Origin of the sequence: Marinicella sediminis (assembly GCF_002000055.1) — a bacterium.
GTDB classification, from domain to species: Bacteria; Pseudomonadota; Gammaproteobacteria; order Xanthomonadales; family Marinicellaceae; genus Marinicella; species Marinicella sediminis.
On sequence record NZ_MVBD01000006.1, the window covers coordinates 126,642 to 151,686 of the forward strand.

21 protein-coding genes are annotated in these 25,045 nt (G+C 48.8%); 8 read left to right on the top strand and 13 right to left on the bottom strand.

Annotation, left to right across the window (positions count from 1 at the left end; all coding sequences use genetic code 11):
• The first annotated feature begins 57 nt into the window (after positions 1 to 57).
• On the top strand, positions 58 to 777 hold the full coding sequence (locus B0475_RS09930) for a YebC/PmpR family DNA-binding transcriptional regulator (RefSeq protein WP_077411666.1): 720 nt from the start codon (positions 58 to 60) through the stop codon (positions 775 to 777).
• Here the strand turns inward: B0475_RS09930 and B0475_RS09935 are convergent, their stop codons facing one another.
• The 7 genes from B0475_RS09935 to B0475_RS09965 are packed head-to-tail and all read right to left on the bottom strand — an operon-like array spanning position 778 to position 8,538.
• A complete protein-coding gene (locus tag B0475_RS09935) occupies positions 778 to 1,500 on the bottom strand; it encodes a glutamine amidotransferase (RefSeq protein ID WP_077411667.1) in 723 nt (240 codons plus the stop codon).
• 2 nt (positions 1,501 to 1,502) lie between these two features.
• On the bottom strand, positions 1,503 to 3,272 hold the full coding sequence (locus B0475_RS09940) for a GspE/PulE family protein (protein WP_077411668.1): 1,770 nt from the start codon (positions 3,270 to 3,272) through the stop codon (positions 1,503 to 1,505).
• Positions 3,250 to 3,981: an ABC transporter ATP-binding protein gene (locus B0475_RS09945; RefSeq protein ID WP_077411669.1), complete on the bottom strand. Its 732-nt coding sequence runs from the start codon at positions 3,979 to 3,981 to the stop codon at positions 3,250 to 3,252. Before B0475_RS09945 ends, B0475_RS09940 begins: the two co-directional genes overlap by 23 nt.
• On the bottom strand, positions 3,960 to 4,916 hold the full coding sequence (locus B0475_RS09950) for a FecCD family ABC transporter permease (RefSeq protein ID WP_232781869.1): 957 nt from the start codon (positions 4,914 to 4,916) through the stop codon (positions 3,960 to 3,962). The genes B0475_RS09945 and B0475_RS09950 overlap by 22 nt, the downstream gene beginning before the upstream one ends.
• Positions 4,917 to 4,933: 17 nt before the next feature.
• Positions 4,934 to 6,265, bottom strand: a complete 1,332-nt coding sequence (locus tag B0475_RS09955) for a hypothetical protein (protein WP_077411670.1) — start codon at positions 6,263 to 6,265, stop codon at positions 4,934 to 4,936.
• Between the two features lie 12 nt (positions 6,266 to 6,277).
• A complete protein-coding gene (locus B0475_RS09960; RefSeq protein WP_077411671.1) occupies positions 6,278 to 8,011 on the bottom strand; it encodes a phospholipase D-like domain-containing protein in 1,734 nt (577 codons plus the stop codon).
• A complete protein-coding gene (locus B0475_RS09965) occupies positions 8,008 to 8,538 on the bottom strand; it encodes a 4'-phosphopantetheinyl transferase family protein (RefSeq protein WP_198538198.1) in 531 nt (176 codons plus the stop codon). The genes B0475_RS09960 and B0475_RS09965 overlap by 4 nt, the downstream gene beginning before the upstream one ends.
• A gap of 30 nt (positions 8,539 to 8,568) precedes the next feature.
• On the opposite strand from B0475_RS09965, the gene B0475_RS09970 reads away from it, so the two are divergent.
• From B0475_RS09970 to B0475_RS09980, 3 genes are all read left to right on the top strand, one after another.
• On the top strand, positions 8,569 to 9,699 hold the full coding sequence (locus B0475_RS09970) for a class I SAM-dependent methyltransferase (RefSeq protein WP_157892847.1): 1,131 nt from the start codon (positions 8,569 to 8,571) through the stop codon (positions 9,697 to 9,699).
• Between the two features lie 101 nt (positions 9,700 to 9,800).
• Entirely contained in the window at positions 9,801 to 10,721 is a 921-nt protein-coding gene (folE2, locus tag B0475_RS09975; RefSeq protein ID WP_077411674.1) for a GTP cyclohydrolase FolE2, read from the top strand.
• Between the two features lie 282 nt (positions 10,722 to 11,003).
• Positions 11,004 to 13,190: a primosomal protein N' gene (locus tag B0475_RS09980; RefSeq protein WP_157892848.1), complete on the top strand. Its 2,187-nt coding sequence runs from the start codon at positions 11,004 to 11,006 to the stop codon at positions 13,188 to 13,190.
• Between the two features lie 53 nt (positions 13,191 to 13,243).
• Here the strand turns inward: B0475_RS09980 and B0475_RS09985 are convergent, their stop codons facing one another.
• A complete protein-coding gene (locus B0475_RS09985; RefSeq protein WP_077411676.1) occupies positions 13,244 to 13,951 on the bottom strand; it encodes an FKBP-type peptidyl-prolyl cis-trans isomerase in 708 nt (235 codons plus the stop codon).
• A gap of 245 nt (positions 13,952 to 14,196) precedes the next feature.
• On the opposite strand from B0475_RS09985, the gene B0475_RS09990 reads away from it, so the two are divergent.
• Positions 14,197 to 16,350: a carboxy terminal-processing peptidase gene (locus tag B0475_RS09990; RefSeq protein ID WP_157892849.1), complete on the top strand. Its 2,154-nt coding sequence runs from the start codon at positions 14,197 to 14,199 to the stop codon at positions 16,348 to 16,350.
• 60 nt (positions 16,351 to 16,410) lie between these two features.
• Here the strand turns inward: B0475_RS09990 and pepQ are convergent, their stop codons facing one another.
• Both pepQ and B0475_RS10000 read right to left on the bottom strand, forming a co-directional pair.
• The gene (gene pepQ, locus B0475_RS09995) at positions 16,411 to 17,688 is read right to left on the bottom strand and encodes a Xaa-Pro dipeptidase (protein WP_077411678.1); all 1,278 of its coding nucleotides are present in this window, start codon (positions 17,686 to 17,688) and stop codon (positions 16,411 to 16,413) included.
• A gap of 47 nt (positions 17,689 to 17,735) precedes the next feature.
• Positions 17,736 to 18,515 (bottom strand): TatD family hydrolase, encoded by a 780-nt coding sequence (locus B0475_RS10000; RefSeq protein WP_077411822.1) that lies wholly within the window; start codon positions 18,513 to 18,515, stop codon positions 17,736 to 17,738.
• A gap of 65 nt (positions 18,516 to 18,580) precedes the next feature.
• Between B0475_RS10000 and B0475_RS10005 the strand changes: the two genes are divergently transcribed.
• From B0475_RS10005 to B0475_RS10015, 3 genes are all read left to right on the top strand, one after another.
• Positions 18,581 to 19,579, top strand: a complete 999-nt coding sequence (locus B0475_RS10005) for a hypothetical protein (RefSeq protein ID WP_077411679.1) — start codon at positions 18,581 to 18,583, stop codon at positions 19,577 to 19,579.
• Between the two features lie 127 nt (positions 19,580 to 19,706).
• Entirely contained in the window at positions 19,707 to 20,126 is a 420-nt protein-coding gene (locus B0475_RS10010; protein WP_077411680.1) for a CBS domain-containing protein, read from the top strand.
• Positions 20,126 to 20,473 carry a TraR/DksA family transcriptional regulator gene (locus B0475_RS10015; RefSeq protein WP_077411681.1) on the top strand — a complete coding sequence of 116 codons (348 nt, stop codon included), beginning with the start codon at positions 20,126 to 20,128 and terminating at the stop codon, positions 20,471 to 20,473. Before B0475_RS10010 ends, B0475_RS10015 begins: the two co-directional genes overlap by 1 nt.
• A gap of 49 nt (positions 20,474 to 20,522) precedes the next feature.
• On the opposite strand, the gene B0475_RS10020 is transcribed toward B0475_RS10015, so the two are convergent.
• The 3 genes from B0475_RS10020 to B0475_RS10030 are packed head-to-tail and all read right to left on the bottom strand — an operon-like array spanning position 20,523 to position 25,037.
• A complete protein-coding gene (locus tag B0475_RS10020) occupies positions 20,523 to 21,173 on the bottom strand; it encodes a rhomboid family intramembrane serine protease (RefSeq protein WP_077411682.1) in 651 nt (216 codons plus the stop codon).
• Between the two features lie 58 nt (positions 21,174 to 21,231).
• The gene (gene lpxL / locus B0475_RS10025) at positions 21,232 to 22,140 is read right to left on the bottom strand and encodes an LpxL/LpxP family Kdo(2)-lipid IV(A) lauroyl/palmitoleoyl acyltransferase (protein ID WP_077411683.1); all 909 of its coding nucleotides are present in this window, start codon (positions 22,138 to 22,140) and stop codon (positions 21,232 to 21,234) included.
• On the bottom strand, positions 22,140 to 25,037 hold the full coding sequence (locus tag B0475_RS10030; RefSeq protein WP_077411684.1) for a WD40/YVTN/BNR-like repeat-containing protein: 2,898 nt from the start codon (positions 25,035 to 25,037) through the stop codon (positions 22,140 to 22,142). Before B0475_RS10030 ends, lpxL begins: the two co-directional genes overlap by 1 nt.
• Between the last annotated feature and the right edge of the window lie 8 nt (positions 25,038 to 25,045).

Sequence of the window (25,045 nt, forward strand, 5' to 3'; positions counted from 1 at the left end):
TGGCTTTCCGGCCCACTGGTTGTAAAATAGCGACTTTCATCAATTGCAAAGACCACCATGGGAAGAGCTTATCAGAACCGCAAAGAATCGATGGCCAAAACATCGGACGCCAATGCCAGGATTTACAGTAAATTCAGCCGTGAGATTTATGTGTGTGCCAAATCAGGAGGCTCCGATCCTGATGGCAACCTGGCGCTGAGGAGTTTACTGGACCGTGCCAAAAAAGCCCAGGTGCCTGCCCATGTCATCAAAAACGCTCTGGATAAATCTGAAGGCGTGGGTGGTGAAGACTTTGCGGTCGCCAGATACGAAGGTTACGGCCCTGGTGGCTGCATGGTGATTGTGGACTGTCTGACTGACAACCCCAACCGTACTTTCGGAGATGTGCGCCTGTGTTTCACCAAAACAGACAGTAAAATTGGCACCCAGGGCACAGTGATGCACATGTTCGATCATGCCGCCATTCTGGTTTTTGAGGGGGAGGACGAAGACACTGCATTGGAAATTCTGATGGAAGCTGATGTGGATGTCACCGACATTGAATTTGACGCCGGTAAAGTCACGGTGTTTACCCCACATACCGAGTATTTCAAAGCCAAACAAGCTTTGCTGGACGGCCTTGGTGAAATTGAGTTTGAAGTGGATGAGATTCAGTTTGTGCCCCAATCCACCACCCAGTTAAGCGCAGACAGTGTACCTGACTTTGAAAAATTCATCGGTATGCTGGATGAACTGGACGACGTTCAAAACGTTTATCACAACGCAGAACTACCCTGATCAATCCCGCTGAAAGGTTTTGGCCAGCTCAGCAAACCTGGCGAGTATAGAACTGGCTTCATGGCAGGGCAGCAAATCCCGCTGCATGGCATCAGGGTCGAAACCCTCGTGGCGCAGATCTGTGGCACGCTCATTGATGTACGCTGACATGATTTCAGGCCTCCATTCCGGGTGAAACTGCAATCCCCAAACGCGATCGCCCCATCGAAACGCATGATTCAGGTCTGCGGCCGTCGTCCCGAGCCTGACTGCAGACTCTGGTAATTGGGTGACCACCTGTTGATGTGAAACCAGGGTGTTGATGTGTGGCTGCAGAGGGCCGAGTAAATCGTCTTCAACACCTGCCGCTGTGAGTTCACAGCGGGCCAGTCCCATGTGTCGGCCGGCCTGATTGAAAGCCACCTGGCCACCCAGCAGATCAGCCAGTAACTGATGACCAAAACAGACGCCCAAAACAGCTGTACCAGCTGTGATGGCTTGTTCCAGCCAATTCTGCGTTTGCTTCATCCATTGTGACTGTTCAGTAACCATTGAAGCTGATCCGGTGATCACAACTCCGCTCAACGCAGATAACGGCGCTTGTGGCAATGACTGGTTTTTATGCACATCAACCACCAGCACATCATGTTGGTCAATGTGCAGGCCACTGATGAACCAATCCGCGAAAGAACCAAATTTTTGGGCCAGAGGCAAGGGGTCTCCGGTCTGCACGATGACGAACATGATCAGTGAAAATCAGGTGGTGCCAGCCTCATGGCTTCCTCAAGCGAAGTGGTTCCGGCTTTGAGTAACTGGGCGATGGCAATGCGTAAAGGTAACATACCTTGCTGATAGGCCATGGCGCTGACTTTTTCAGAGGGCACATCATTTTTAATTAATTTACGAATGTCGTTGCTGATGGGCATCATCTCGAAAACACCCTGCCGACCATGGTATCCAGTGTTGCGACATTCATCACAACCCACCGGTTCAAACAATTCCACAGGTGGCTGGATATCAAATGGATGAACCATGGAAACCCATTTTTCTGCATCGACTTTTGCCGGACTTTTACAGTGCGGACACAACAAGCGAATCAACCGCTGTGCCAAAACCCCGGCCAGGGTGCTGCGTAACAGGTAATCAGGCACACCCAGGTCAAGCAATCGATTGATGCTCGATGGTGCGTCGTTGGTATGCAGGGTGGAGAGAACCAGGTGTCCGGTCAGTGATGCCTGGACAGCCATTTGGGCTGTTTCCAGATCACGGATCTCACCAATCATGATGATGTCCGGATCTTGTCTCATCAGGGTTCTGACACCAGATGCAAACTGCAGTCCGATTTTGGGATTAACCTGCATTTGGTTCAACACCGGATCAACCATCTCAATCGGATCTTCAACTGTGGACACGTTGACATCCGGTGTGGCCAGTTTTTTCAGGGTGGAATACAGTGTTGTGGTTTTACCTGAACCTGTGGGTCCGGTCACCAATACGATACCGTGCGGCCGGTTGATTAACTGTTTCCAGCTCTCTGCTTCAGTGGCCGAAAAACCCAGGTCCTGATAATTAACCACCACGGCATCCGGATCAAAAATCCGCATGACACATTTTTCACCAAACGTGGTGGGCATGGTAGATACCCTGAGTTCAATTTCCCGGTTGCCCTGGGAAAGGGTTTTAATCCGCCCATCCTGTGGCCGGCGTTTTTCAGCCACATCGATGCGTGACAGTATTTTTATCCGGCTGGTCACTGCGGCCATGACCATAGGTGGCAGGTCGTATACCTTGAGTAATTTGCCGTCAATCCGGAATCTCACCAGACCATTTTCACGCTTGGGTTCCAGATGGATGTCACTGGCCCGCTGATCAAAAGCATATTGCAACAACCAGTCAACCAGGCCAATGACATGCTGATCATCGGCATTGATGTCCTTGTTGGAACCCAACTTGACCAGTTGTTCCAGGTTAAGTATGGGATCAGCAATTTTGCCCTTGTGCCTTCTTTTGGCACTTTGTACTTGTTTATTAACGCCGTAAAACTCGAACAATAACCGTTGAATATCAACAGGGTTGGCATGTACCCGCCTGATGCTTTGTTTGTGAATTTTCTGGATGTCGCTGACCCAAACACTGTTGTTTGGATCGGCCACAGCAATGATGATTTCTTTTTTATTCACTTCGACAGGCAAAATCTGATGCTGCCTGGCATAGGCCTGTGAAATGACCTGAGTTACCTGGTTGACATTGATTTTGGTGGGGTCAATTTTCAGGTAATCCATGTCATGCATTTTTGCCACCCACTGGGTCAGAAACTCCATGGTGATGGGTTTGCCGGTTTTGACATTGGTTAACTTGTTGTCAATGATGGCAATGTAAGGATGAACTGAAGCCGATGTCACGGTCGATTTTTCCAACAACCTGGCAAACTCTTTTTGCGTAATTATTTTGGCTGTCAACCATTGTTTGGCAATGGTTGCCATGAGGTTGTTTTTAATCGTGCTGGTTGCTGTCATTGAATAGCTTTTGCAGGTTGTGTTCAGTTAACATTGTAGCTGAACTGCCACTGAGATAACAATCATTCTCGAGGATCATCAATACGTGAGAACAATGGGTTTTGACCACCTCAATGTCATGGCAAACCATGATCACGGCATGATCCTGACTGTATTCTGTGAACAGCTGCATGATGTTTCTGCGGTGCACCAGATCAAGGTGGTTCAGTGGCTCATCCAACAGTAAATAGTCGGATTGCTGTGCCAGACAGGTGGCTATTTCAACTTTTCGTCGTTCACCACCGGATAATTTCAGGATTGATTTATCCCGGACCGTTTCCAGACCACACCGGTGAATCATTTCATCAGTCAACTGCTGGTCTTGTTGGCGGGTACTGGGCCATGGGTATCGCCCCATGGCAACCGCTTCAGTCACCGATACAGTCAGTGAAGCCTCCTGTTCCTGCAACAACAAACTGATCTTACGGGCTCGCGACAGCGGGTCCAGTTGATTCAATGGCTGACCGTCAACCGCGACTGTTCCGGATTGGATTGTTTGTACCCCTGCCAAGGCATGTAGCAGGGTTGTTTTGCCCGCTCCATTGCGGCCGATGATGGCCCAGAATTCACCCGGACCAAAGGCGCAGTTCAGCTGGTTAATCACCGTCTGATCATCTTGTCTGAGCACCAATTGTTCAGTACATAGCATCAGACCTTCCTGTTCAACCATAAAAACACCGGAACACCAATGATCGCTGTGAACACACCCACTGGCAATTGCACCGGACTCAGCACGGTTCGTGCCAGGGTGTCAGCCAACAACAGAAAGCAACCACCCACCAACAGACACATGGGAATCAGATCGCGATGCCGATGGCCTACCAGCATACGCACCAGGTGAGGTATGATCAACCCCACAAAACCAATGGTACCCGCCTGAGCAACAGCCATCGAAGTGAGCAGGGCAGTGAGCACAAAAACCCACAAATTCATTTTTTTAACCGCCACACCGGATTTCGCTGCGAACAAATCCCCCCTGGCCAGAACGTCCAGTGAACGGGCATGACGGTACAACCAGACACATGCCAGGAAGCCAAGAACCACCATCAACAAGCTGGGGCGGGCAAAAGATAAATCACCCATCAACCAAAACATCATCGATTTGATTTGCTGGCCCTGAGCTGTGGATAACACAAAACTGATCACAGCTGCAAATCCAAAAGCCAATACCACACCGTTTAAAGTGAGTTTATTGGGCCTGAGCTCTCCGAGGTAACTGAGCTTCAGTAACAAAACTGTGGCCAGCAGGCTGCCCAAAAAACCAGACAGAAACAACCAGGACTGTGACAGACTCAACCCCATCATGATGACCAGCAACTGCACCGTCGCAGCGCCGCCGGAAACGCCCAGCAAATAAGGGTCAGCAAGGGGGTTTTTTACCAGGTTCTGTATCAATAAACCAGCCACCGATAAACAGGCACCAACCACCACAGCATTGATGACTCTGGGAAAGCGCAGCTCCCAAACCACAGCGAATTGAGGAGCGTCAGGCTGCCAGAGTTGACTGATGTTTGTGGTTACTGAGCCCACCAGCAATGATCCGGTCATCAGCACCAATAACAACACCAGCCAGAACCATATGGAACTGGCCCAGTGATCAGTCAAATCCACAAAACAACCCGCTAACGACTTGAGGTGGTCATTGATATGACGTCTTTGTTGGCCACCGTGATGGTGGCATTACCCCGCATGTACCGTGTAGAAATGGTCAGGTGCGTGGGGCTGATAGAGATCAGTTTGCCAAAAATGGGGCGCCCGCGTTTGGTTTTCACCCGGATGTTAAGACCAATGGCCTGTTCCCAGTTATCCACAAATTGTTCATTCTGACTGGTGCCCCCTATTGTTCTTCTGATGGTTTTCAGCAACTCTCTGGGCTTGTTGGCCTCAGCTTCCTTGCGCGCCGCTTCTCGGTCCTTGGCTTCCATTTCTTCACGCAGGGTTTCCATGTCCAACTCCAGAAAATCGATGTCATCCAATTCAATGGACTGATATTCATTTTCACCCAGTGCCACCTCAATGTCAGACATGGCCAACATTTGTTGTTGATCAATGTGAGCAAATTCATAGAGGAATTTGGGCTCCCTGAGTTTAAAAATGGCATTCAACTCAATGTCCTCAGCCAGCGATCGCTGGTACTGATTACTCAATACCTGAGACATTTCCTGTTCTGCATAAACCCTGAGGTATTTTTGGACCTGTTCTGCACTGTTCAGCCGGTAAGCAGCAAAAGAATTGTTGTTGGCGCTGGCACACATGTCATTGCGTCTTTTGTTGAAGCCCTGATCAACATGGTAGTAATACAGGGTTTCAATGATGGCATCATCAAAAGTGATTCTGGGCACATCACTGCGCCTGGTCAGCGTTCCGGACCAGACTATGTACCAGTTATTCAGGCTGTCAATGTTAAGGTTAAAATCAATGTGGTAATCATCAATCAGAGAATAAGTGACTTCAATGTTGAACGTGGGCTGTTGGGGAAACAGCTGTTTCCATTGTTGTTCAGAGAAAGTGAAGTTGCTGCCATCGGCACAACCAAATGCACCCAGAAAACCCATCACCATAGGCCAGTATCCGGATCCTCTGACGGTTTCAGAAAAATCCGATGCATTACCAGAAAAAGTGATGTTTTTCAGACTCATGGTGCTGCTACCAGGCACATTGTTAACCAATTCTCTGGAACCACTCAGCAACAGCTTTTTGATGTCCGTGTGTACCTGCATGGATTGTATATTGATGGACTGTTGAGCCCCTTTGGGAGTGAACGACAGGTTGCGGGTGGTGATTTTACCATTCAGTGATGTGCTCACGCCCTGATTGTTCCACTCGCCAAGATGGCTGAGGTGTCCCATCAAACCTTCAACAAAAAAAGTACTGTTCTTGTTTATTCGCCAATAGGGAATGGCCACCATGGCCAGGATGATGATGATCAGAATAATCTTGGTTTGGTGTCTCATGAATGTCCTCTGTTACATGACTGGTTCAGCAAAACCAGCAAAAGCAGATATTATTATCGTTTGAATTTGCTTTGAAGACAAATTTACATTTGGAAAACTGCCAATTACTTCATAATTTTTATAGAAATCAGGGTGATCCGGCGGTACTTCCGCATGACCCTGACGCAATCGGTAACTGGTTGAGTAACGAAATGGCCAGATGTCAAAAATCGGTAATTTTCTTGAAATGGTGGCCATAAAACCACTGATGTGACTGAAAAATGGGATCTGCTCCTTGGCAGCCACCACCCAGCTGTTGGCGTCTTTCATGTCTGTTTCAATGTTCTCGGTTAAGCGATCGGCAAATTCCTCACTGAAGACTATGAAACCTGATTCCGTGTTCAGCACATCTGATCTGGGATCGAAATTATGTGAGCCAATCATTGAAATGTGACCATCTATGACAAATGATTTGCCATGCATCCCAAAGCGTGTCGAGGGGCTGATGTGCGTCTGGCTGAACAACTGATCACTCATTCCTGGCTTGTCCTTGAACTCATAGATCTGCATATCAAGCTTTTTCAGATAAAACCGCTTGTACTTCATGGATATGGCATACACATAATAAGCATCTGTGGAAGCCAGCGAATTGGTGGAAACCCTGATCATAAGGTCCGGATGTTGGCGACGCAACTTTTTCAAGGTCTTGCGGGCCTTGCGACTGAAGACCAGATAGGGTGTCTGAATCAATATCTGGTGTTGGGCGTCAGCAAAATACTGGTGTATTTTTTGCGTCAGCTGTTTGTTTTCCTGGCGGGTCTTGCGGTTGAATGGTTTGTCATGGGTGTCACTGAAGTATTCAACCCGTTCTACCGTCACCACATCATCAAAAAAAGTCTCTATGATGTGTTGCTGATCCTTTGCCTGTTCAATCAGTTTGATCCCTTTTTCAGGGATGGCCTGATTCCAGTCAAATTCCGACCTGATGCCATTAAGGATCTTGGCACTGACATCCCGCAGGTGTTCTGCTGGCACCACATGCGGGCTTTGCCAGTAACTGGCAAAAGAGTTTGTGATGTCATTGACCACCGGGCCGATGGCCATCACGTCACGGTCTTTGTAATTAAACCCCTCGTCCCAGTCGTAATAGCGGCTTTGATAATTTCTGCCACCCACGATGCCGTATTTGTTATCCACCACAAAGGTTTTGTTGTGCATGCGTTTATTCAGCCTGGCCATACAACAGGCCATGGCGCTGAAAAACTCAAAAGGCGAGGTATGGGCATCACTGAACACCGGGTTGTACAGCTTGATGGACAAATTCTGATGCAGGGTCGCCAGGTCAGTCATCAGCCAGGAGTTACCCAGAGAAAATAACTGATCAATGATCACTTCCACCTTCACCCCCCTTTGGGCTGCAGCCAACAACTCGCGCAGCACCAAATGGCCGGCTTCATCATTCACCCAAATGAATGTCTGGATTTGAATACTTTCTCTGGCTGAACGGATCAGATGGATTCTCGCCAGCAGTGACTGTTCGCCATGGTCAAGCAACAACATATGATTGGTCTGGCGCTGTTCTGCCAATTGATAGTAAGCCGCAAATGGTGAAGTCAATGCACAGCGGGTGGGGTCTGTCTGATCACAGGTAAGGGTGGTGCCTTTTTCAACATCGATGACCTGCTGGACCTGGCGAATGGTCTCCTGATTCACCCGGCACCCCGCCGTCAACACACATAACAAAACCACAATCAAGGGGCTTTTCATAAATGTCCCAAAGCGTTGATGCGAACCTGGCTGAACGGCAAGGAACTGGCCACACAGGCTGAAAAACCATCGATGTTATTGACCTCTTGCAGGTAAATCGACTGATCTGAAGGCGGCTGTTTGCTGAGGTATGTCCACAGGTTGCCACCCTCAAGTTTGCACCAGGCTTCCTTTTGCGTCCAGTGGCGGTAAAAACAAAAGGCCTGCTCGGACTTTTCAGTGGCTTCAATATCCCGGTATTCAGCCGCAGAAAAATAACGCCGGGCCAGATCCAGCAATGGTCGGTCAGGTTGCTGCCACTCAACATCAATGGCCACTTCACATCGCGTGGTGATCACATAAGCGTACAGTTGCTGGCTGTTGCTGTGGGAAAAGTACACCGGCTCATCCACATAAGGCTTGCCATGTTGATTTTTATGCAACTGCAGATCAGTTGAACTATTCAGTGTGTTTTTCAACAACTGTTGTAAAATGGCATCCGAGTGGGCTTTGGCCTTTTTTTTGTCAGTAAAGGGATTTTTATTCAACCAAATGTTGATTTCAGGGTCCATCGATATATGTCTGATACGCTTCAACAAATCAATCAAGCATTGCAACACAAAATCACTGCAGAAATCAAACATTCTGGCAGAATTAGTTTTGCCCGCTTTATGAACATGGCTTTGTATGAGCCTGGCCTGGGCTATTACAGCGCAGGTCTGCACAAACTGGGCAAAGAAGGAGATTTCATCACTGCCTCCGGGCTGGGAACATTGTTTGCTCAAACCAACGCCAGGGTTTTTGCCCCCTTATTGGCCGCACTGAAACAACCCCGGATAATGGAACTGGGCGCCGGCACAGGAGCCTTTTGTTGTGATGTTTTACAAGAGTTGAATTCGTTGGGCCAATTACCTGCTCAATACGTGATTGTTGAAGTCAGTGCCGATCTCAAGCAGGTACAAAAACAACAGGTGAGTCAGCTTGGGCCGGAACTACAGGCATTGGTGGTGTGGCAGGATGCACCACCGGCTGAACCATTTGAAGGCCTGGTGTTTGCCAATGAAGTGATTGATGCCCTGCCAGTAGAGGTATTTAAATATGAAGATTCATGTTTTCAGCGATTGATGCTGACCTCGAAACAAGGTCAGTTAGAGGAGTGCTGGGAAGCGTTCCCAACGGCCATGGAAGAGCAGTTGATGCAAATGAATCTTGGCTTGAGTGATGGATACCGGTCTGAATTTCTGCCCAACCTGTCTGCCTGGCTTGACTCAGTCACCAATTCCCTGACCAGGGGCTGGGCTTTTTTCATTGATTATGGATATGGCCGGCCACACCATTATCACCCGCAGAGAAATACCGGCACGCTGGTTTGTCAACGCAGGCATCAGGCCAATTTCAACCCTTATCAGGACATCGGCTTGCAGGACATCACTGCCTTTGTTGACTTCACCGCTGTGGCAGAAGGCCTGCAACATGCAGGATTCAGTATCGATGGCTTCAGCACTCAGGGGGATTTCCTGGTGAATGCCGGTATCCAGGATTTTCTCGACCCCAATGCCGACTACCGGGAATACTATCAATTGGTGGCTGAAATGAAGCAGTTGGTCTTGCCTGAAGAAATGGGCGAAAAATTCAAAGTCATGGTGGCCAGTAAAAATACCGATACGCCAGTCAGTGGCCTGTTACACAATCGCTGGCAGGATTTGTGAGCAGTCCTGATTGTTAAATTTACCGCTCAAAAAGCCTGCTGCGACTTGTAATTTGTTATGATACCCCTCATTTAGTGCGCATATTAATATTTTGACCCACCGTGTTAGACTCCACGAATCAATCCTGTACCCTGCCAGACATTGCCTCTGAAGAAAAAGCCAAAATTGGCGGACAGTTGCAATGGGTGGGCATGAGTGACATCGAAATGCCGCTGCAGTTGGCTGCCGATGTCAAAACCCCAGCCAGTGTGGCACAAGTGAGGGCAGAAGTTTCATTGGATGATGAAGCCACCAAGGGTATTCATATGTCTCGTCTTTATCTGGCCTGCGATGAATTATTCAGCAGTCAGCGCATTGACTACGATGCACTGGTTGACCTGACCTCACAATTTTTACAATCACACCGGCAGCTCAGTCAGAATGCGCTGATTGAAGTCGAGTCAGAAGCCTTATTACGTCGCCCGGCATTGGTCAGCGACCATTCCGGCTGGCGCTCATATCCCATCAAGCTGTCAGTGGTACAGTGCCGGAAAACCGGAATCAGTAAATACCTGAGCTTTCAGGTAACCTATTCAAGCACCTGTCCTTGTTCAGCTGCTTTGGCCAGACAGTTGATTCAACAGAATTTTGCCAATCATTTCGAGGGCGATACGGTGCGGCTGGAAGATGTGTTCACCTGGTTGGGTACCGAACAAGGCATCAATGCCACACCACACAGTCAACGCAGCTCTGCCGTGATCAAAATCAAGTTGCAGGACCATCAATCTACCGTACCTCTGGAAAAAATGATTAACCTGGTAGAAAACACCTTACAAACGGCCGTACAATCTGCCGTCAAACGGGCTGACGAACAGGCGTTTGCTTTGCGAAATGGCCAGAACCTGATGTTCTGTGAAGATGCTGCCAGACGCATCAAACAGGCACTGACAAAAGCCGATCTGGTACAGCAGTTTCACTTACGGGTCACGCACCATGAATCACTGCACCCCCATGATGCCACCGCCGAGGCTTACAGCGAATAAGCAACAACTTGTTCACAATTGTGCAACCACACCAGTCGTTATGTGCCTGCTCCAGGGTTTCCGTATGTTGAAAAACATAACTTACTGATATTTATCCATTTTTTGGAATAATTTTGATTTTCCTGAAGCACAATGATCATTCCTGCGCCCAATCATTATTGGCCAGCACTGGGGTTATCCACACACTTATCCACAGCTTAATTGCAATCCTTACCAAAGCCTGTAAGGACTTTATTTCATCGTCGTAGCTGACTCATTTCAATCCATGCTATCATGCCAAACATGAACCCAGCCACGACCCATCAGGTGGTCCAGGTGGCCCTCAAAGTCCCCTTTGCTGACCACCTGGATTACGCCATTGACCAAGCCACCACGATGCCGCAGGTGGGTTGTCGGGTGGTGGTTCCATTGGGCCGGAATAAGCAATTGGTCGGGGTGGTGGTTGGGTTGCCCGGGCACAGTGAACACCAACAACTCAAACCAGTGACCAGGGTATTGGAAACCGAGCCATTATTCAATCAAAAGGACCTGATGTTGCTGAAAAAAGCCGCCCGGTATTATCAGGTATCCTGGGGTGAAATGATCCTCACCGCTCTGCCTGTATGGTTCAAAAAAACAGACAACAATCCGGTGCCTGAAGAGCTCTGGTGGCAAACCAGTGCAACTCCAGCAGCGGCCAAACAGGCACTGAGCAAGGCTCCCAGGCAATGGGATGTGTTCCATTATCTGTATCAACACGGCCCACTGACCAGCAAATCACTCAGCCACCTGAGCGCATCGGCCGCACAAATCTGCCGCCAGTTACAAGACAAAAACCTGCTCAGCGCCTCACCGGTTTGTCAAATCAGTAACCAGCACGCTCAAAATCCGGGATTTACCCTGACCGATGACCAGCAAAGCACATTGAAACATTTGCTCAGTCATGATGCTGCATTTCGGGTGATGTTGCTTGATGGCATCACCGGCTCAGGTAAGACTGAAGTCTATATCCGCTTTATTCAACACGTATTAAGCAAAGCACAGCAGGTGTTGGTGTTGGTACCGGAAATAGGCCTTACCCCACAGCTGTTTCAGGAAATCAGCCATCGCATTGATGGTCAGTTAGCGGTGCTGCATTCGGGCTTGTCAGCTGGTGCCCGGGCCCGGGTCTGGCAGCATGCTCATCAGGGATTGGTAGATGTGGTTGTGGCCACTCGTTCCGGTATTTTTACCCCATTCAAGGAACTGGGAGCGATCATCGTTGATGAGGAACACGACCTCAGTTACAAACAACAGGAAGGCGTGCGTTATTCGGCCAGAGACATGGCCGTGCTGCGCGGCCAGCACATCAACATACCGGTGGTGCTGGGTTCTGCAACCCCCGGTTTTGAATCCTTCAATCATGCCCGAGAAGGCCGCTATGATTGGTTGAAACTGCGCAGTCGAACCAACCAGAGTCCACTGCCAGTGGTGCGTTTACAAAACACCCTGAATAAAAAACAAAACCATGGATTAAGCCATGAATCCTTCTCTGCCATTGTCCAGCAACTGGAAGCAGGCCATCAGGTTCTGGTGTTTCTGAATCGCCGCGGCTGGTCTCCCAGGCTACTGTGCCATGATTGTGGATGGGTGGCCATGTGTGATGACTGTGATGCAGCACTGACTTACCACAAACACCTCGGTTTACTGCGTTGTCACCATTGTGAACGGCGTTACAGCCTGCCTGAGTTTTGCCCGGAATGCGGCTCTCAGGAAGTTGAAACCATGGGCGTTGGAACAGAGCGCCTTGCCAGCGGTCTGATTGAACAATTGGGTGAGGATCAGGTGATCCGCTTTGACCGCGATGCGGTGCGCACCCCCAAACAATGGCAACAAAGCCTGAACCAGATCCGACAGGCCCGGCCCTGCGTGATCGTGGGTACCCAGATGCTCGCCAAAGGCCATGATTTTCCTTTGCTGTCACTGGTCGTGGTGGTCAATGTGGACAACAGTTTTTTTTCGGTGGACTTCCGGGCCATGGAACACCTGGCTCAACTGATGATTCAGGTTTCCGGCCGCGCTGGCAGAGCACAAACCCGTGGAGAAGTCATCTTACAAACCCAGTTTCCAGAGCACCCTTTTTTCAATCAATTATTCGACCGAGGCTACGAAGCTTTCGCCAGTGAACAACTCAAGGAGAGGGCTGAAATGATGTTTCCCCCATTTGCTCACCTGGCCATCATAAAGGCACAACATCACGATGAGCGCACCCTTGATCAATGGCTGACTGCCATGGTTGAATTCTGTTCCGGTAACGAGCAGGTCAGTGTCATGGGGCCGTTACCAGCCACCCTGGCGAAAAAACAAAAACAACACCGCATGCAAATCATTTTCAGCGCCGCTGAAAGGAAATTCTTGCATCACCTGATACAGCAACTCAAACAGCATTTCAGTCCCAGAAAATCAAAAGTTTTGTGGTTTGTAGACATTGATCCGGTGAGTTTTGACTGAGCAAAAAAAACCCCGGCTATCCGGGGTTTTCTGTCTTTCATTGTGTTGATCGCTTATTTAACTTCGATCAGCTCCACATCAAAAATCAGTGTGCTGTTCGGACCAATCGGGCTTCCGGGGCGGGCGTCTGAACCGTAAGCCAGCTCGGGTGGAATGTAGAAGCGATATTTGGAACCCACATTCATCAACTGCAAACCTTCTGTCCAGCCTTTGATGACCTGGTTTAAAGCGAAAGTGGCTGGTTGGCCACGATCCACAGAACTGTCAAACTTGTCGCCGTTGATCAGTGTGCCGGTGTAGTGAACCACAACTGTGGCAGTTTCTGAGCCTGGTTTGGCTCCATCACCTTGTTCAACCACTTCATAAAGCAAACCAGATTCGGTTTTCATCACACCATCTTCCGTGGCTTTGTCAGCCAGGAAAGCGCTGCCTTTCTGTGCGTTTTCAACTTTTTGGGCTTCCATTTCAGCCATCATTTGTTCACGCTTGGCTTGCTGAACCTGTTGCTGTTTTTTCTGGATGATGCCACGAATGTTGGTCAGTTCTTCAGCCGTCAGACGCAAATCACGACCTGCCAGCCCATCTTCAAGGCCTTTGATGAAAGCGTCCTGATCAAATGGCAGCTCAGAGTCTTTCAGGTATTTACCCACATCAGAACCAATTTTGTAGTTGATCTGGCCGTTTTCAGTGTCCATCTCTGCCCATGCAGCTGAACCCATTAATGTGCCGGCTAAGCCAAAAGCCAAGGCTAATTTTTTCATTCAATTTCTCCGATAATTAGATAGTCAGACATCCGGTCAATCGCGACGGTTCAGTCAAAGCGCGTCATTATAACAAAAATATGAAACCAATATTTATTAACTGGGTCTCAGAATAAAACCAAACGCTTGTATTGGTGACGATTGACCTATATCATTAATTCAGAGCATCAGGCAATATGAGTTTAGAAAAGTTCAAAAAGAAACAGTAAGGTCCCACAATAATGACTGAAAACAGGTACATCCCTATGAATAAAATTTCCTTAACTTGGTTGATTTCCGGCGTGCTGCTCAGCTCCATGAGCTGGGCGAAAACAGATTTCAACCCAGTAAAACCAGAACCCAAACACGCTGAAGAGAGCCAACTGGTAGTTCAGCTTGTTGAAAAATTACACTACAAGAAATCCACCCTGGATGATTCTTTTTCCGAGCAGATTCTGGATAAGTTCATCTCTACCCTGGACCCCAACAAAATGTATTTCATGGGTAAAGACATCGTTGACTTTGACCGTTGGGAAAAAGACCTGGATGATGGCCTCAAAAAAGGCAACCTCAAACCAGCTTATCACATCTTTAACCAGTTCAAACAGCGGGTTGCTGTCCAAAAAGAATACGCCCTGCAAGTACTCGAATCAGACCTGTCTTTTGAGGAAGATGAAACTTATCAGTGGGACCGTGAAAAAGCTGCCTGGGCCATTGATCAGCAAGCGTTGAATGAACTGTGGCGCAAGAAGGTAAAAAATGATTACCTCAACCTGAAACTTCTGGACAAAGAACCGGAGAAAATCAAAGAAACCCTGGCTAAGCGTTATCGTGTACTGGCCAAAAGAATCGCTGACATGAAAAGTGATGACGTTTTTCAGTATTTCATCAACTCATACCTCTCACTGGTTGAGCCACACACTGGTTACATGGAGCCCATCACTTCCGAAAACTTCGAGATCAACATGAAACTCTCTTTGGAGGGCATCGGCGCAGTACTGGGTAATGATGGTGAATACACCTCCATTCAGACCATCGTCAAAGGCGGACCGGCTGATATGGAAGGTTCACTGAAAAGCGGAGACAAAGTACTCGCTGTGGGCCAGGATACTGAGGGCAGTTTTGAAGACGTTGTGGGCTGGTCCATTGAAGACGTGGTGCAACTGATCAGGGGCGAAAAAGGATCCACAGTTCGCCTGCGGGTGATTGGCGAAGATGACAGCCCGGACACCTTGCCCAAAACGGTGAGCATCGTGCGGGATAAAGTGAAACTCGAACAACAGGCTGCTCAACACCAGATTTACGAAGTCAAAGAAGGTAAGCACACCCGAAAAATTGGTGTTATTGACCTGCCTACTTTTTATCTCGATTTCGCAGCCTTGCAATCAGGTGATGCCGATTACCGCAGTTCCACCCGTGATGTGAAAAAAATCCTCAATAAATTCCGTGAAGAAGGCGTACAAGGCATCATTGTTGATCTCCGCAACAACGGTGGTGGTTCATTGTATGAAGCGATTCAGCTGTCAGGCTTGTTCATCGATAAAGGCCCTGTGGTACAAACCAAATTTTCACACGGAAAAGTAGACATCAAGAAAGACGTTAATCCAACCATAGCCTGGGATGGACCGATGGTGGTGATGGTCAACAAGTTATCAGCTTCAGCATCTGAAATTTTTGCGGCCGCCATGCAAGACTACGGACGAGCCATCATCGTAGGCAGTCAAACCTATGGCAAGGGCACAGTACAAAATGTCATGCCACTGAATGAATACGTTAACAACCCTGAATTGAATCTGGGCCAGCTGAAAATGACCATGGGTCAGTTTTTCCGCATCAACGGTGGCAGCACGCAAAACCGCGGTGTGATTCCTGACATTGAATTTCCCGGCTCCCCAGGTCTGGAAAACTATGGTGAATCATCTTATGAAAACGCTTTACCATGGAACAGTATTTCCAGCAGTGATTACACCATGTTTGATGACTTGTCAGATGAAATTTCAGTGCTCAGAAAGAACCATCGAAATCGCTCTGATGTGAATTTTGAATTTGATTTTTTGCGCAATGAAATCAAACTCTACGAACAGGAAAAAGATGACAACACAGTGTCCTTGTCTGCTGAAACAAGGGAGCGAAAAGTACAGGAACGCAAAGCCCGCAAACAGGCCCGCAAAGAAAAACGAGAAGCGCTGATGGCCTCAGAACAAAGCCACCCCTTGCTCAGCGAAGTGAGCTTATTGTTTGATTCCAAAGAGACCCTCAAGTCCGAAGACACCCTGGAAGCCGAACAGGAAGCCGCTGAAGAAGAAGACGAGGATGAAGAATACGTTGACTTCAGGCTTCATGAAACCGCCAGAATTCTGGCCGATCTGATTGGCTTAAAAATGAACACCCTGATCGCTCAGGCGGCAGATAAGAAGTAACCAGGTTTTTCGATTGATGAAGCCCGGATGACCAGCAGGTTATCCGGGTTTTTTTATGCTTCAGCGACTCAGGTTTTCCGATTGCCCTTGTTGAATCACCAGGTTATCTTCAATGCGGATGCCACCATAGGGAAGGAATTCATCCACCACCTCCCAGTTCACTGCATCATGGCCTTTGATTTGTTCCAGTAACATGGGGATGAAGTACACCCCGGGCTCAACCGTAATCACCGCTCGTTCGCGCAATTGGTCTGTGAGCCGCAAAAATGGATGTCTGGCAGGGGGCGGGTTGGGGGTGCCTTTCTCGTCACTGACATGGCCGGCCACATCATGTACCTGTAAGCCGAGGTAATGACCCAAACCGTGCGGGAAGAAGGTTTGACTCAAACCCGACTCCAGGGCGGTTTCAGGGTCACAGGTCAAGACACCAAATTCTTTCAACACTTCACTGATATACAAATGAGCCTGATCATGTAAAGCGACATAGTCGGCACCAGCCACTGCCTGCTGACATAACAGTTGCTGCTTTTCATCCATCAGCAAAATCATCTCAGCAAACCGTCCTGGCTGGAACGCATAGGTTCTGGTGATGTCAGCAGCATAACCGTTGTAATCGGCACCCGCGTCAATCAGAAACGACTTCAACTGGTCTTTGGCGATCCGTTGATGACTCTGGTACTGGTAATGCAGTACCGCCGGGTTTTCATTCAAAGCAACGATGTTTCCATAGGGCATTTGATTTTGCCCCTGCTGACAGGCCTGCAGGTAGGCCATGTTGATTTCAAATTCTGACAAGCCATCATAAAACGCCTGTTTGGCTGCCGCATGACCTTTCAGTGCCAGTTCATTGGCCTGACCGATGCAGTGAATTTCATAATCGGTTTTTTGAATCCGGGCAAAGTGTAAATGATGCAACAGGATTTCAGGGTTGGTGTCTTTTTCCGCCAACGGCTGCAATTCATCAGCACCAATCCAGGCATGATTGTCTTCGGCCGTAAAATCTGGTAACTCGCGGTAATGACCCACCACGCGGACATCAAAATAGCGGGCCCATTTGTCCTGGCTGTTGTCGACCACTTTGTGCCAGAAGTCAGCCGGCTGATGCAAATAAACGATGGGTTGCTGTCCAGGCTTAAAGTGCAACACACTGCTGGTCACATGGGGCACCGGTACCCACCACTTGAAATGTGGATTGATGCTGTGTGGCGGCGCCATGTCGTCCAGAAAGTTGTTTTCCGGATGTCCCGAGTAGATCCACAGTCCATCATAACCAGTGGCTTCCAGGGCCCGGGTGGTCTGATCGATGAGGTGGTCAATGTGTTGTTTAAATAAGCTCATGGGTGGTCTCTGTTTTCGAGGTATGAAAAGATTGTATGCAATGGCTTTCAGATGTGAAAGAAGTTTTTGCTGTTTGCCGTGGTAGTCGCCTGTAAGGTGGCCAGGTCACGGTCCAGGTGTTCAGCAATGAAAGCCGCAATGTGGGGTAAAAACCTGGGCTCGTTACGGCGGGTCTTGGGCTTGGGCCGCAATGTTCTGGGCATCAGGTACGGGGAATCTGTTTCGATCAACAAGCGGTTTTCTGGTATCTGGCTGACCAGTTCCAGCAGATGCTGTCCGCGACGCTCATCACAAATCCAGCCGGTAATGCCGATGTAACAATCCAGGTCAAGATAATCATACAAAGCCTGCTGATTATCGGTGAAACAATGCACCACCACATTGGCCAGTTCATCCCGGTGCGCTTTGAGCACAGGACCAAAGTCCCGGTGCGCATCTCGCTGATGTAAAAACATCGGCAAGCCACTTTCAATGGCCAGTCTGATGTGCTGCTCAAAAGAGAACAGCTGGGCTTCGCGGGGTGAAAAATCCCGAAAATAATCCAGACCTGTTTCTCCCACTGCAACCACTTTTTCATCAGCCAGCAAGGTCTGAATCTGATCCAGCGTTTCTCCATTACAGTCAGCCGCATGGTGGGGGTGAATGCCGGCGGTCGCATAACAACAATCAGCATACTCATGCGCCAGGTTCCTGGCTTTTTCTGAACATGCCGCATCAGATCCAGTGATGATAAAAGCCTCAACCCCGGCCTTTCGGGCCTCATTGATTACTTCATCACGGTCTTTATCAAAGCTGTCATGTGTCAGATTTGCACCAATGTCTATCATCATTCATTTCCAATTCAGTCAGGGTCAGTAATATATCAAGCTATACTCACCACGCGGAGATTTTTATGAAAAAAACGACCTTATTACTGATGCTGATGCTGTGCAGTATGCCCAGCTGGTCATTCACTCCCGAATCAGGGCTTTACTGGAACAGCGATGAACCTGGTTCTGGCTATAACTTTGAAATTCAGGATAATTTTTTCTTCGGTGTCTTCTATGTTTATGATGACCTTGGCCTGCCATACTGGTACACCACCTCAGGATTCATTGATGGCAACGCCTTTTTTGAAGGTGATTTGTACATCAGTGAAGACGGCCCGTGTCTGGCTTGTGACTGGCAGCCTGCAACCACGTTCGACAGCGGCCTGGGTAAGGTAAGGATTGACTTCCTGACCGAAACCACTGCCACCATGGAATTGCTGGGGCAACAAATATTCATTGAACGATTTAATTTTTTCCTGGGCAATGAACTGGACAAGATGCGTGGCGAATGGCAAGTGGTCATGGATGCATCTGAATACACCGATGGCAATCCGTTTTATGGGGATGTCCTGGTGTTTGAACAATCTGAAAGGATACAGGGTGTGGATATGGTCACCGGCTGTCGCGCTGAGTCAACTGTCTACTATGTGACCTGTACCGATGATGCCAGATTTTATAACAGCATGGCGGCAATTTATGATCCAGTCAATGAACGCCTGGAAATCGTTGTCGATGACGATGATGATCATTGGTTACTGTATGTGGTTTACACCGGTACCAGACAGTTTGATGGTGCTGCTTATTACTATGAAAAAGGCACCGATCCTTTGGTAGATATTGAAAATGGTTACCTGACACGTGGCTTTCGCAGTGCCAGTAAATCATTCATTGACAGTGGTGTCGGACCCAATAAAAAAACACCCGCAACCAATCAATCGGCACCCAGAAGTGTTGGCTTACCACACGTGCACGGTCAGTCTGGCAACAAGTCGAGCAAAAGCGAAAACTCAACGTCAAACCGCGAATTACTGGAAAATTACCTGTTACAACAGGTTGCCAGGAAAAAAGCCGCTCAACCTTAATTCAATGAAAACCTGAAACCAGCCGGTGGCCTCAGTCACCGGCTTTTTTTTGGTCTGTTTGACTTTGGTCAATTAATCACAGCAAGTGGTTTGCTATTCTTTCCTTAATCCTTACGGCAAAAAAATTATGCGAAAAAATGAAACCATCAAACACATCATGAGCGACCAGGTACAAAGTGTTCAACAAGGCCAGAATCTCAGTGATGTATATCAGATCATGAGCGAACAGGGCGTTCATCACGTTCCCGTACTTGATAAGCAACAACTGGTTGGCCTGGTTAGTTTCACCGACCTGATGACCCTGAATTTCAATCAAACAGGCTGGGGCGAACAAGGTTTGGCACAGATGATCGACCAGCAGTTTTCCATTGCCGACATCATGTCTACCCAGTTGACTACCCTGAACACCGGTCAATCGATCCGTGATGCCGTTGAATTGCTGGCCGATGGTGGCTTTCATTCACTGCCAGTGGTCGATGAAGATCAGCAGTTGGCTGGTATGGTGACCAGTACCGACCTGATCCGTTATTTGAAGGACCAGTACTGATGAACACCTTGCATGATGTCCAGTTACTGGACGAATTGAAACAACACTTGCTGGATGAAAAACAGAGACTGAGTGATTTGTTAACCAAAACGCAGCGCCACCTCAGACGGACTGAACCATTGAGCGCCGATTTTGCTGAACAGGCCATTGAAACAGAAAATGATCAAGTGGTAGAAGCCCTTGATCAGGAAGCTCAGATTGAACTGTCACAAATCAACAAAGCGTTACTGAGGATGGAAGAAGGTCAATATGGAGACTGTGTGGTCTGTGGCAACCCCATAGGCAGCCAACGACTGGAGGCCATTCCTCACACGCCATTCTGTTACGCCTGTGCCAGTGCCAAATAAGCCTGATCAGGTCCTCTCTGTGACCTGATCAGGTTCAGTAAAAGACCGATCAACGCTTGTCTGGTGGGTCCTCCAGTTCTTCAATGCCCTCATCCAAACGCCAGTCTTTGAGTACCGGGCGATCAATGTGGCGGGTGTTGTAAGCCAAAAATACGCCGGTCAGGAATCCAAACATATGTGACTCCCAGGAAATACCCGGTTGACCAGGAAAAATTCCCCATATGATATAACCATACATAAAAGCAATGGCTATGGATATGCCAACTGACTGGATGTCTTTCTTCAGGAAGCCACTGACAAACAAATACGATAGCAGGGCGTAAAACAAGCCACTTGAGCCTATGTGATTCACATTCCGGCCAAATACCCAAACCAGTAAGCCGGTGAGTAAAATGCTCCAGATCATCACCCGGCTGGCCACTTTTGGATAATTGCCAAATAAAGCCACTGTGGCCACAAACACCGGTAAACTGTTGTCAATCAGATGCGGCCAACCACTGTGAATAAAGGGCATGGAGATTAAACCGAGCAGGCCCTCCAGGGTTCTGGGTTTGTTACCAAACTGCACCAAGGGAAGAACCTGAGCCAACAAGAACAACAGCCAGATGGCCGCCAAAAAGATCAACCCGAGGCGAAACGCTTTGGGCCATTGTCTTCTTCTCTTTTTCGCGTAATCCGGGTCGAGATGAGGAATCTTCATGGCACAATGGTGTAGTTAAAACTGTTAGGTTGGGGCATCAGCCGGGGTTTCAAAGGACTCAATAAAACTTTTCTTCCCCATCCGGGCGGTTTTTAAAACGTTTGTGCAGCCACAAGTACTGATCTGGTGACTGCCTGACCATGTCTTCTATGCCCTGATTGATTCTTTGGGTATCCAATACCGCATCCTTGCCGGGAAAATCAGCCAATGGTGCTGATAGGGACAGCTGGTAATAAGGTTTTTCCGGGATGCGTCTGACTCCATAAAACATCACCTGACAACCACTGATACGGGCCAATTGATGGGTGGCTGTGATGGTCGATGCCGGCACCCCAAAGAAATCGGCAAACACTGACTGACCGCGCCGGTAATCCTGATCAGGCGCATACCAAACGATGCCACCGGCTTTCAGGCGTTTCACAATGCCTTTTAATTCATCCCTGGTGAACATTTGGGTGGCGTATTTCAGGCGGGACTTGCGAACCACGTACTCCTGCACTCGATTTTTGTGCGGGCGGTATACCCCAGCCACCGGAAACTGTTCGCTGATCACCCGACCACCCACGTCCAAAGCCGTGAAATGTCCTGAGACCAATAAAACACCCTGCCCCTGATCAAGGCATTTTTGCAGGTGTTCCCGACCTTCAATGTGCAGTTGATCAAAAGGCTGAGGAGAGCGGTTAAAAAATGTTCGCAATGTCTGGCTGACCATCATGCCGGTTTCCCGGTAATTCCGTTTGATCAACTGTTTATGTTCTGCCTGGCTTAATTCCGGGAAACAAGCCAGCAGGTTTTTGCTGATGACTTTTCTGCGCAAACGAAAGACCACCCTGATTAACCAGCCCAGACCTGCACCCAACGACATCAACAACCGGTATGGCAAATGTGCCAGCAGCCACAAAAAACCATAGATCAGCCAGGAAAATGGCTGGCTCAGCCAGCCAGGTCTGGACGGTGGGCGGGACATTATTCGATGACCAGACCGGTGCTTTGCTCATGCTCCCCGGCAGTGACCACCAGTTGATATGTTCCGGGTTCGATGAACGGTGGATGACCCAGGCGTTTTGACTCAGCATAAGGCACCTCAGCCAGATTCACCGGGCTGATTGAATCTGCAGACTCATCCTGCATGGCTGCCAATGCGTTTTGTTCAGCAGCTATTGCCAGGGCTTCATCCACCTGGTGATTCCAAAGCCACTGATTCAATCCACGTCTGGCATCGATGGCTACGGTCAGGTAATCCGAGCCATGCTCATCTTTGATGCTCAGTTTAACCGGACCTGCCTGAGCTGACCAAAAATAGATCGGCAGACTGTCTTGCCTGTCATCTGTATAAGACCAGCGGAATGGTTTGCTGTTCCAGGATCGACTGGCTTTGATTTTATCAATGGCAAACACATGCAAATCAGAGCCCCGAACATCATCTGTTAAGGCCTGCAGGGGCTTCACATCAGCAACAAAAACACTGCGGCCATGGGTTCCCAGCACCAGTTCCTGTTCACGGGGGTGAACAATCAGATCATGTACCGGCACCGTCGGCAAATGATTGCCCAGCATCTGCCAGTCCTGACCCTGGTTCAGCGAAACATAAATTCCTTTGTCAGTTCCCACATATACAATGTCTTTGTTTTGAGGGTCCTCTTTCACAACATTGATGGTTTCGTTCGGCAAGCCCTCACTCATGTCCTGCCAGCTGTTACCCAGGTTTTCAGTTTTGTACAAATATGGCTGAATATCATCATTGCGGTAATTGTTCAAAGCCAGCCAGGCGCGATCCGCTTGATGGGGTGATGCCAATACACGGCTCACCCATTTACCTTTGGGCAGGCGTTTGCTGACTTTTTTCCAGTCATCTCCACCATTGGTGGTTACCCAGACCAGGCCATCATCGGTACCCACCCACAATAATCCAAATTTAAGCGGTGATTCGGACAAACTGGTGGCAGTGGCAAAGGGCACATCTCCGCGTTTCTCCGACTCCGTCAGGTCACCACTGATGACAGTCCAGTCATCGCCCTTGTTCATGCTTCGATAGACCCTATGGCCGGCATAATACAGGATGTCTTTGTTATGCGTTGACATCATTACGGGGGTGTTCCAGTTTTTGCGCAATGATTCATCACCCACATAATTGGGCGGTGTGATGCGTTTGGGCGCTGCTGAACTCAGACGGAAGGAGTTGCCAAACTGAAACCCAACGTAAGTCAGTTTGTCATCGTCATCAATGTTGACATGCATGCCATCACCACCAAAAATCTGTTCCCAGTCTTCACCCTGGTATCGGTTGTTATGCCACAGGTTACGGCTGGACCCTTTGAGGGTACCGTTATCCTGCAAACCACCATAAATGTTGTAAGGCTGTTCCATATCGACGGCTATGGTATAAAACTGTCCAACCGGCTGTGCGTCAATTTTGCGCCAGGTTTGTCCACCATCAAAACTTTCATCAACTCCACCGTCATTCCCAACCATGATGTGATTACTGTGTTGAGGGTTGATCCATACCGCCTGAATATCAGCATGAACGGTTGAATCCCAGGCAGAAGCCCATGTTTTGCCGCCATCGGTGGATTTGATGAATGGGACACCCGTGGCATAAACAATGTTGGCATCCTGCGGGTCTGCTTTCACTTGACCAAAATAATAGCCGTAAGAAAAAACCACCTGTTGGATGTCTTCTTCATGGGTCCGGTAAAAACGCTCGCCGCCATCATCTGAACGGTAAATTTCCAGCGACCTGATGTCTACATTGAAGAGGTTGTCATTGCCATCTGCCAGTTCATCAATCAATGACTGCGGGGTCATCTCATCATTTTGCACCTGTTCAATCACCTGTTCTGCTTTCATCTCCGGCGGAAAGTTGTTGCCCCGCAAAAACGCCTCAACGGCCTTGATGTTTTGTTTTAGGAAAGTGTCTTTGTCCATGTTTTTCAATCGTTTGGCTGTGACCGCCTGATCGCCCAGGTCCCACTCTGCTTCTGGCAAAGGGGTTTGGTTGTCAATCGACACATACAATACGTCAGGTGCACTGGCTGAAACTGTCAGGCCAATGCGGCCGGTGTATTGGTCTTGAGGCAAACCATTGGTCAGCCGGTGCCAACTGTCTCCGTCATCCGTGCTGCGGTACACGGCGCTGCCCCGGCCACCTTCAACAAAATTCCATGCTGAACGTGAACGCTCCCAGGAAGCGGCATACCAATGACCGTTGGCCGCAGGCACCACATCTATGAAACCAGTCCAATCTTCGCCCTCAATCAGGGTTTCCCAATTTTGACCACCATCATTACTGCGATACAGGCCCCGCGCTCCACCTGTGGAATAAAGCTTACCCAATGCCGCCACATATACACGGTCTGAATTATTCGGATCAACCACAATCCGTCCAATGCGGTCGGTGTCACCCAACCCCATGTGTTGCCAGGTCTCACCGCCATCGGTTGATTTGAACACCCCCATTCCACCATATGATGAACGTGATGAGTTGTTTTCACCGGTACCCAGCCACAACACGTTTGAGTGATTGGGGTCAATTGCCAGAGAACCCACAATCTGGCTGGGCAGCTGGTCAGTGACCGGCCGGAATGTATTGCCATTGTTTTCACTTTTCCATACCCCACCTGAAGCATAGCCGACATAAATCACATGAGGCTGATCAGCCGGCCTGATGACATCCACTGCCCGGCCACCCTGAACCACCGGCCCCACATTGCGCCAACTGATACCAGAAAACGGGGTGTTTTGCCGGAGGGTGGTGTGGTCCTCCCAGGAAGCCTGTTGGTTTTTATGGCTTGAAGGGGTGACCGCGCCCCCCCATATTGAACTTAATAATAACGACAGGGTCAGTAAGAATTTAGGCAGTTTCATGATGTGCT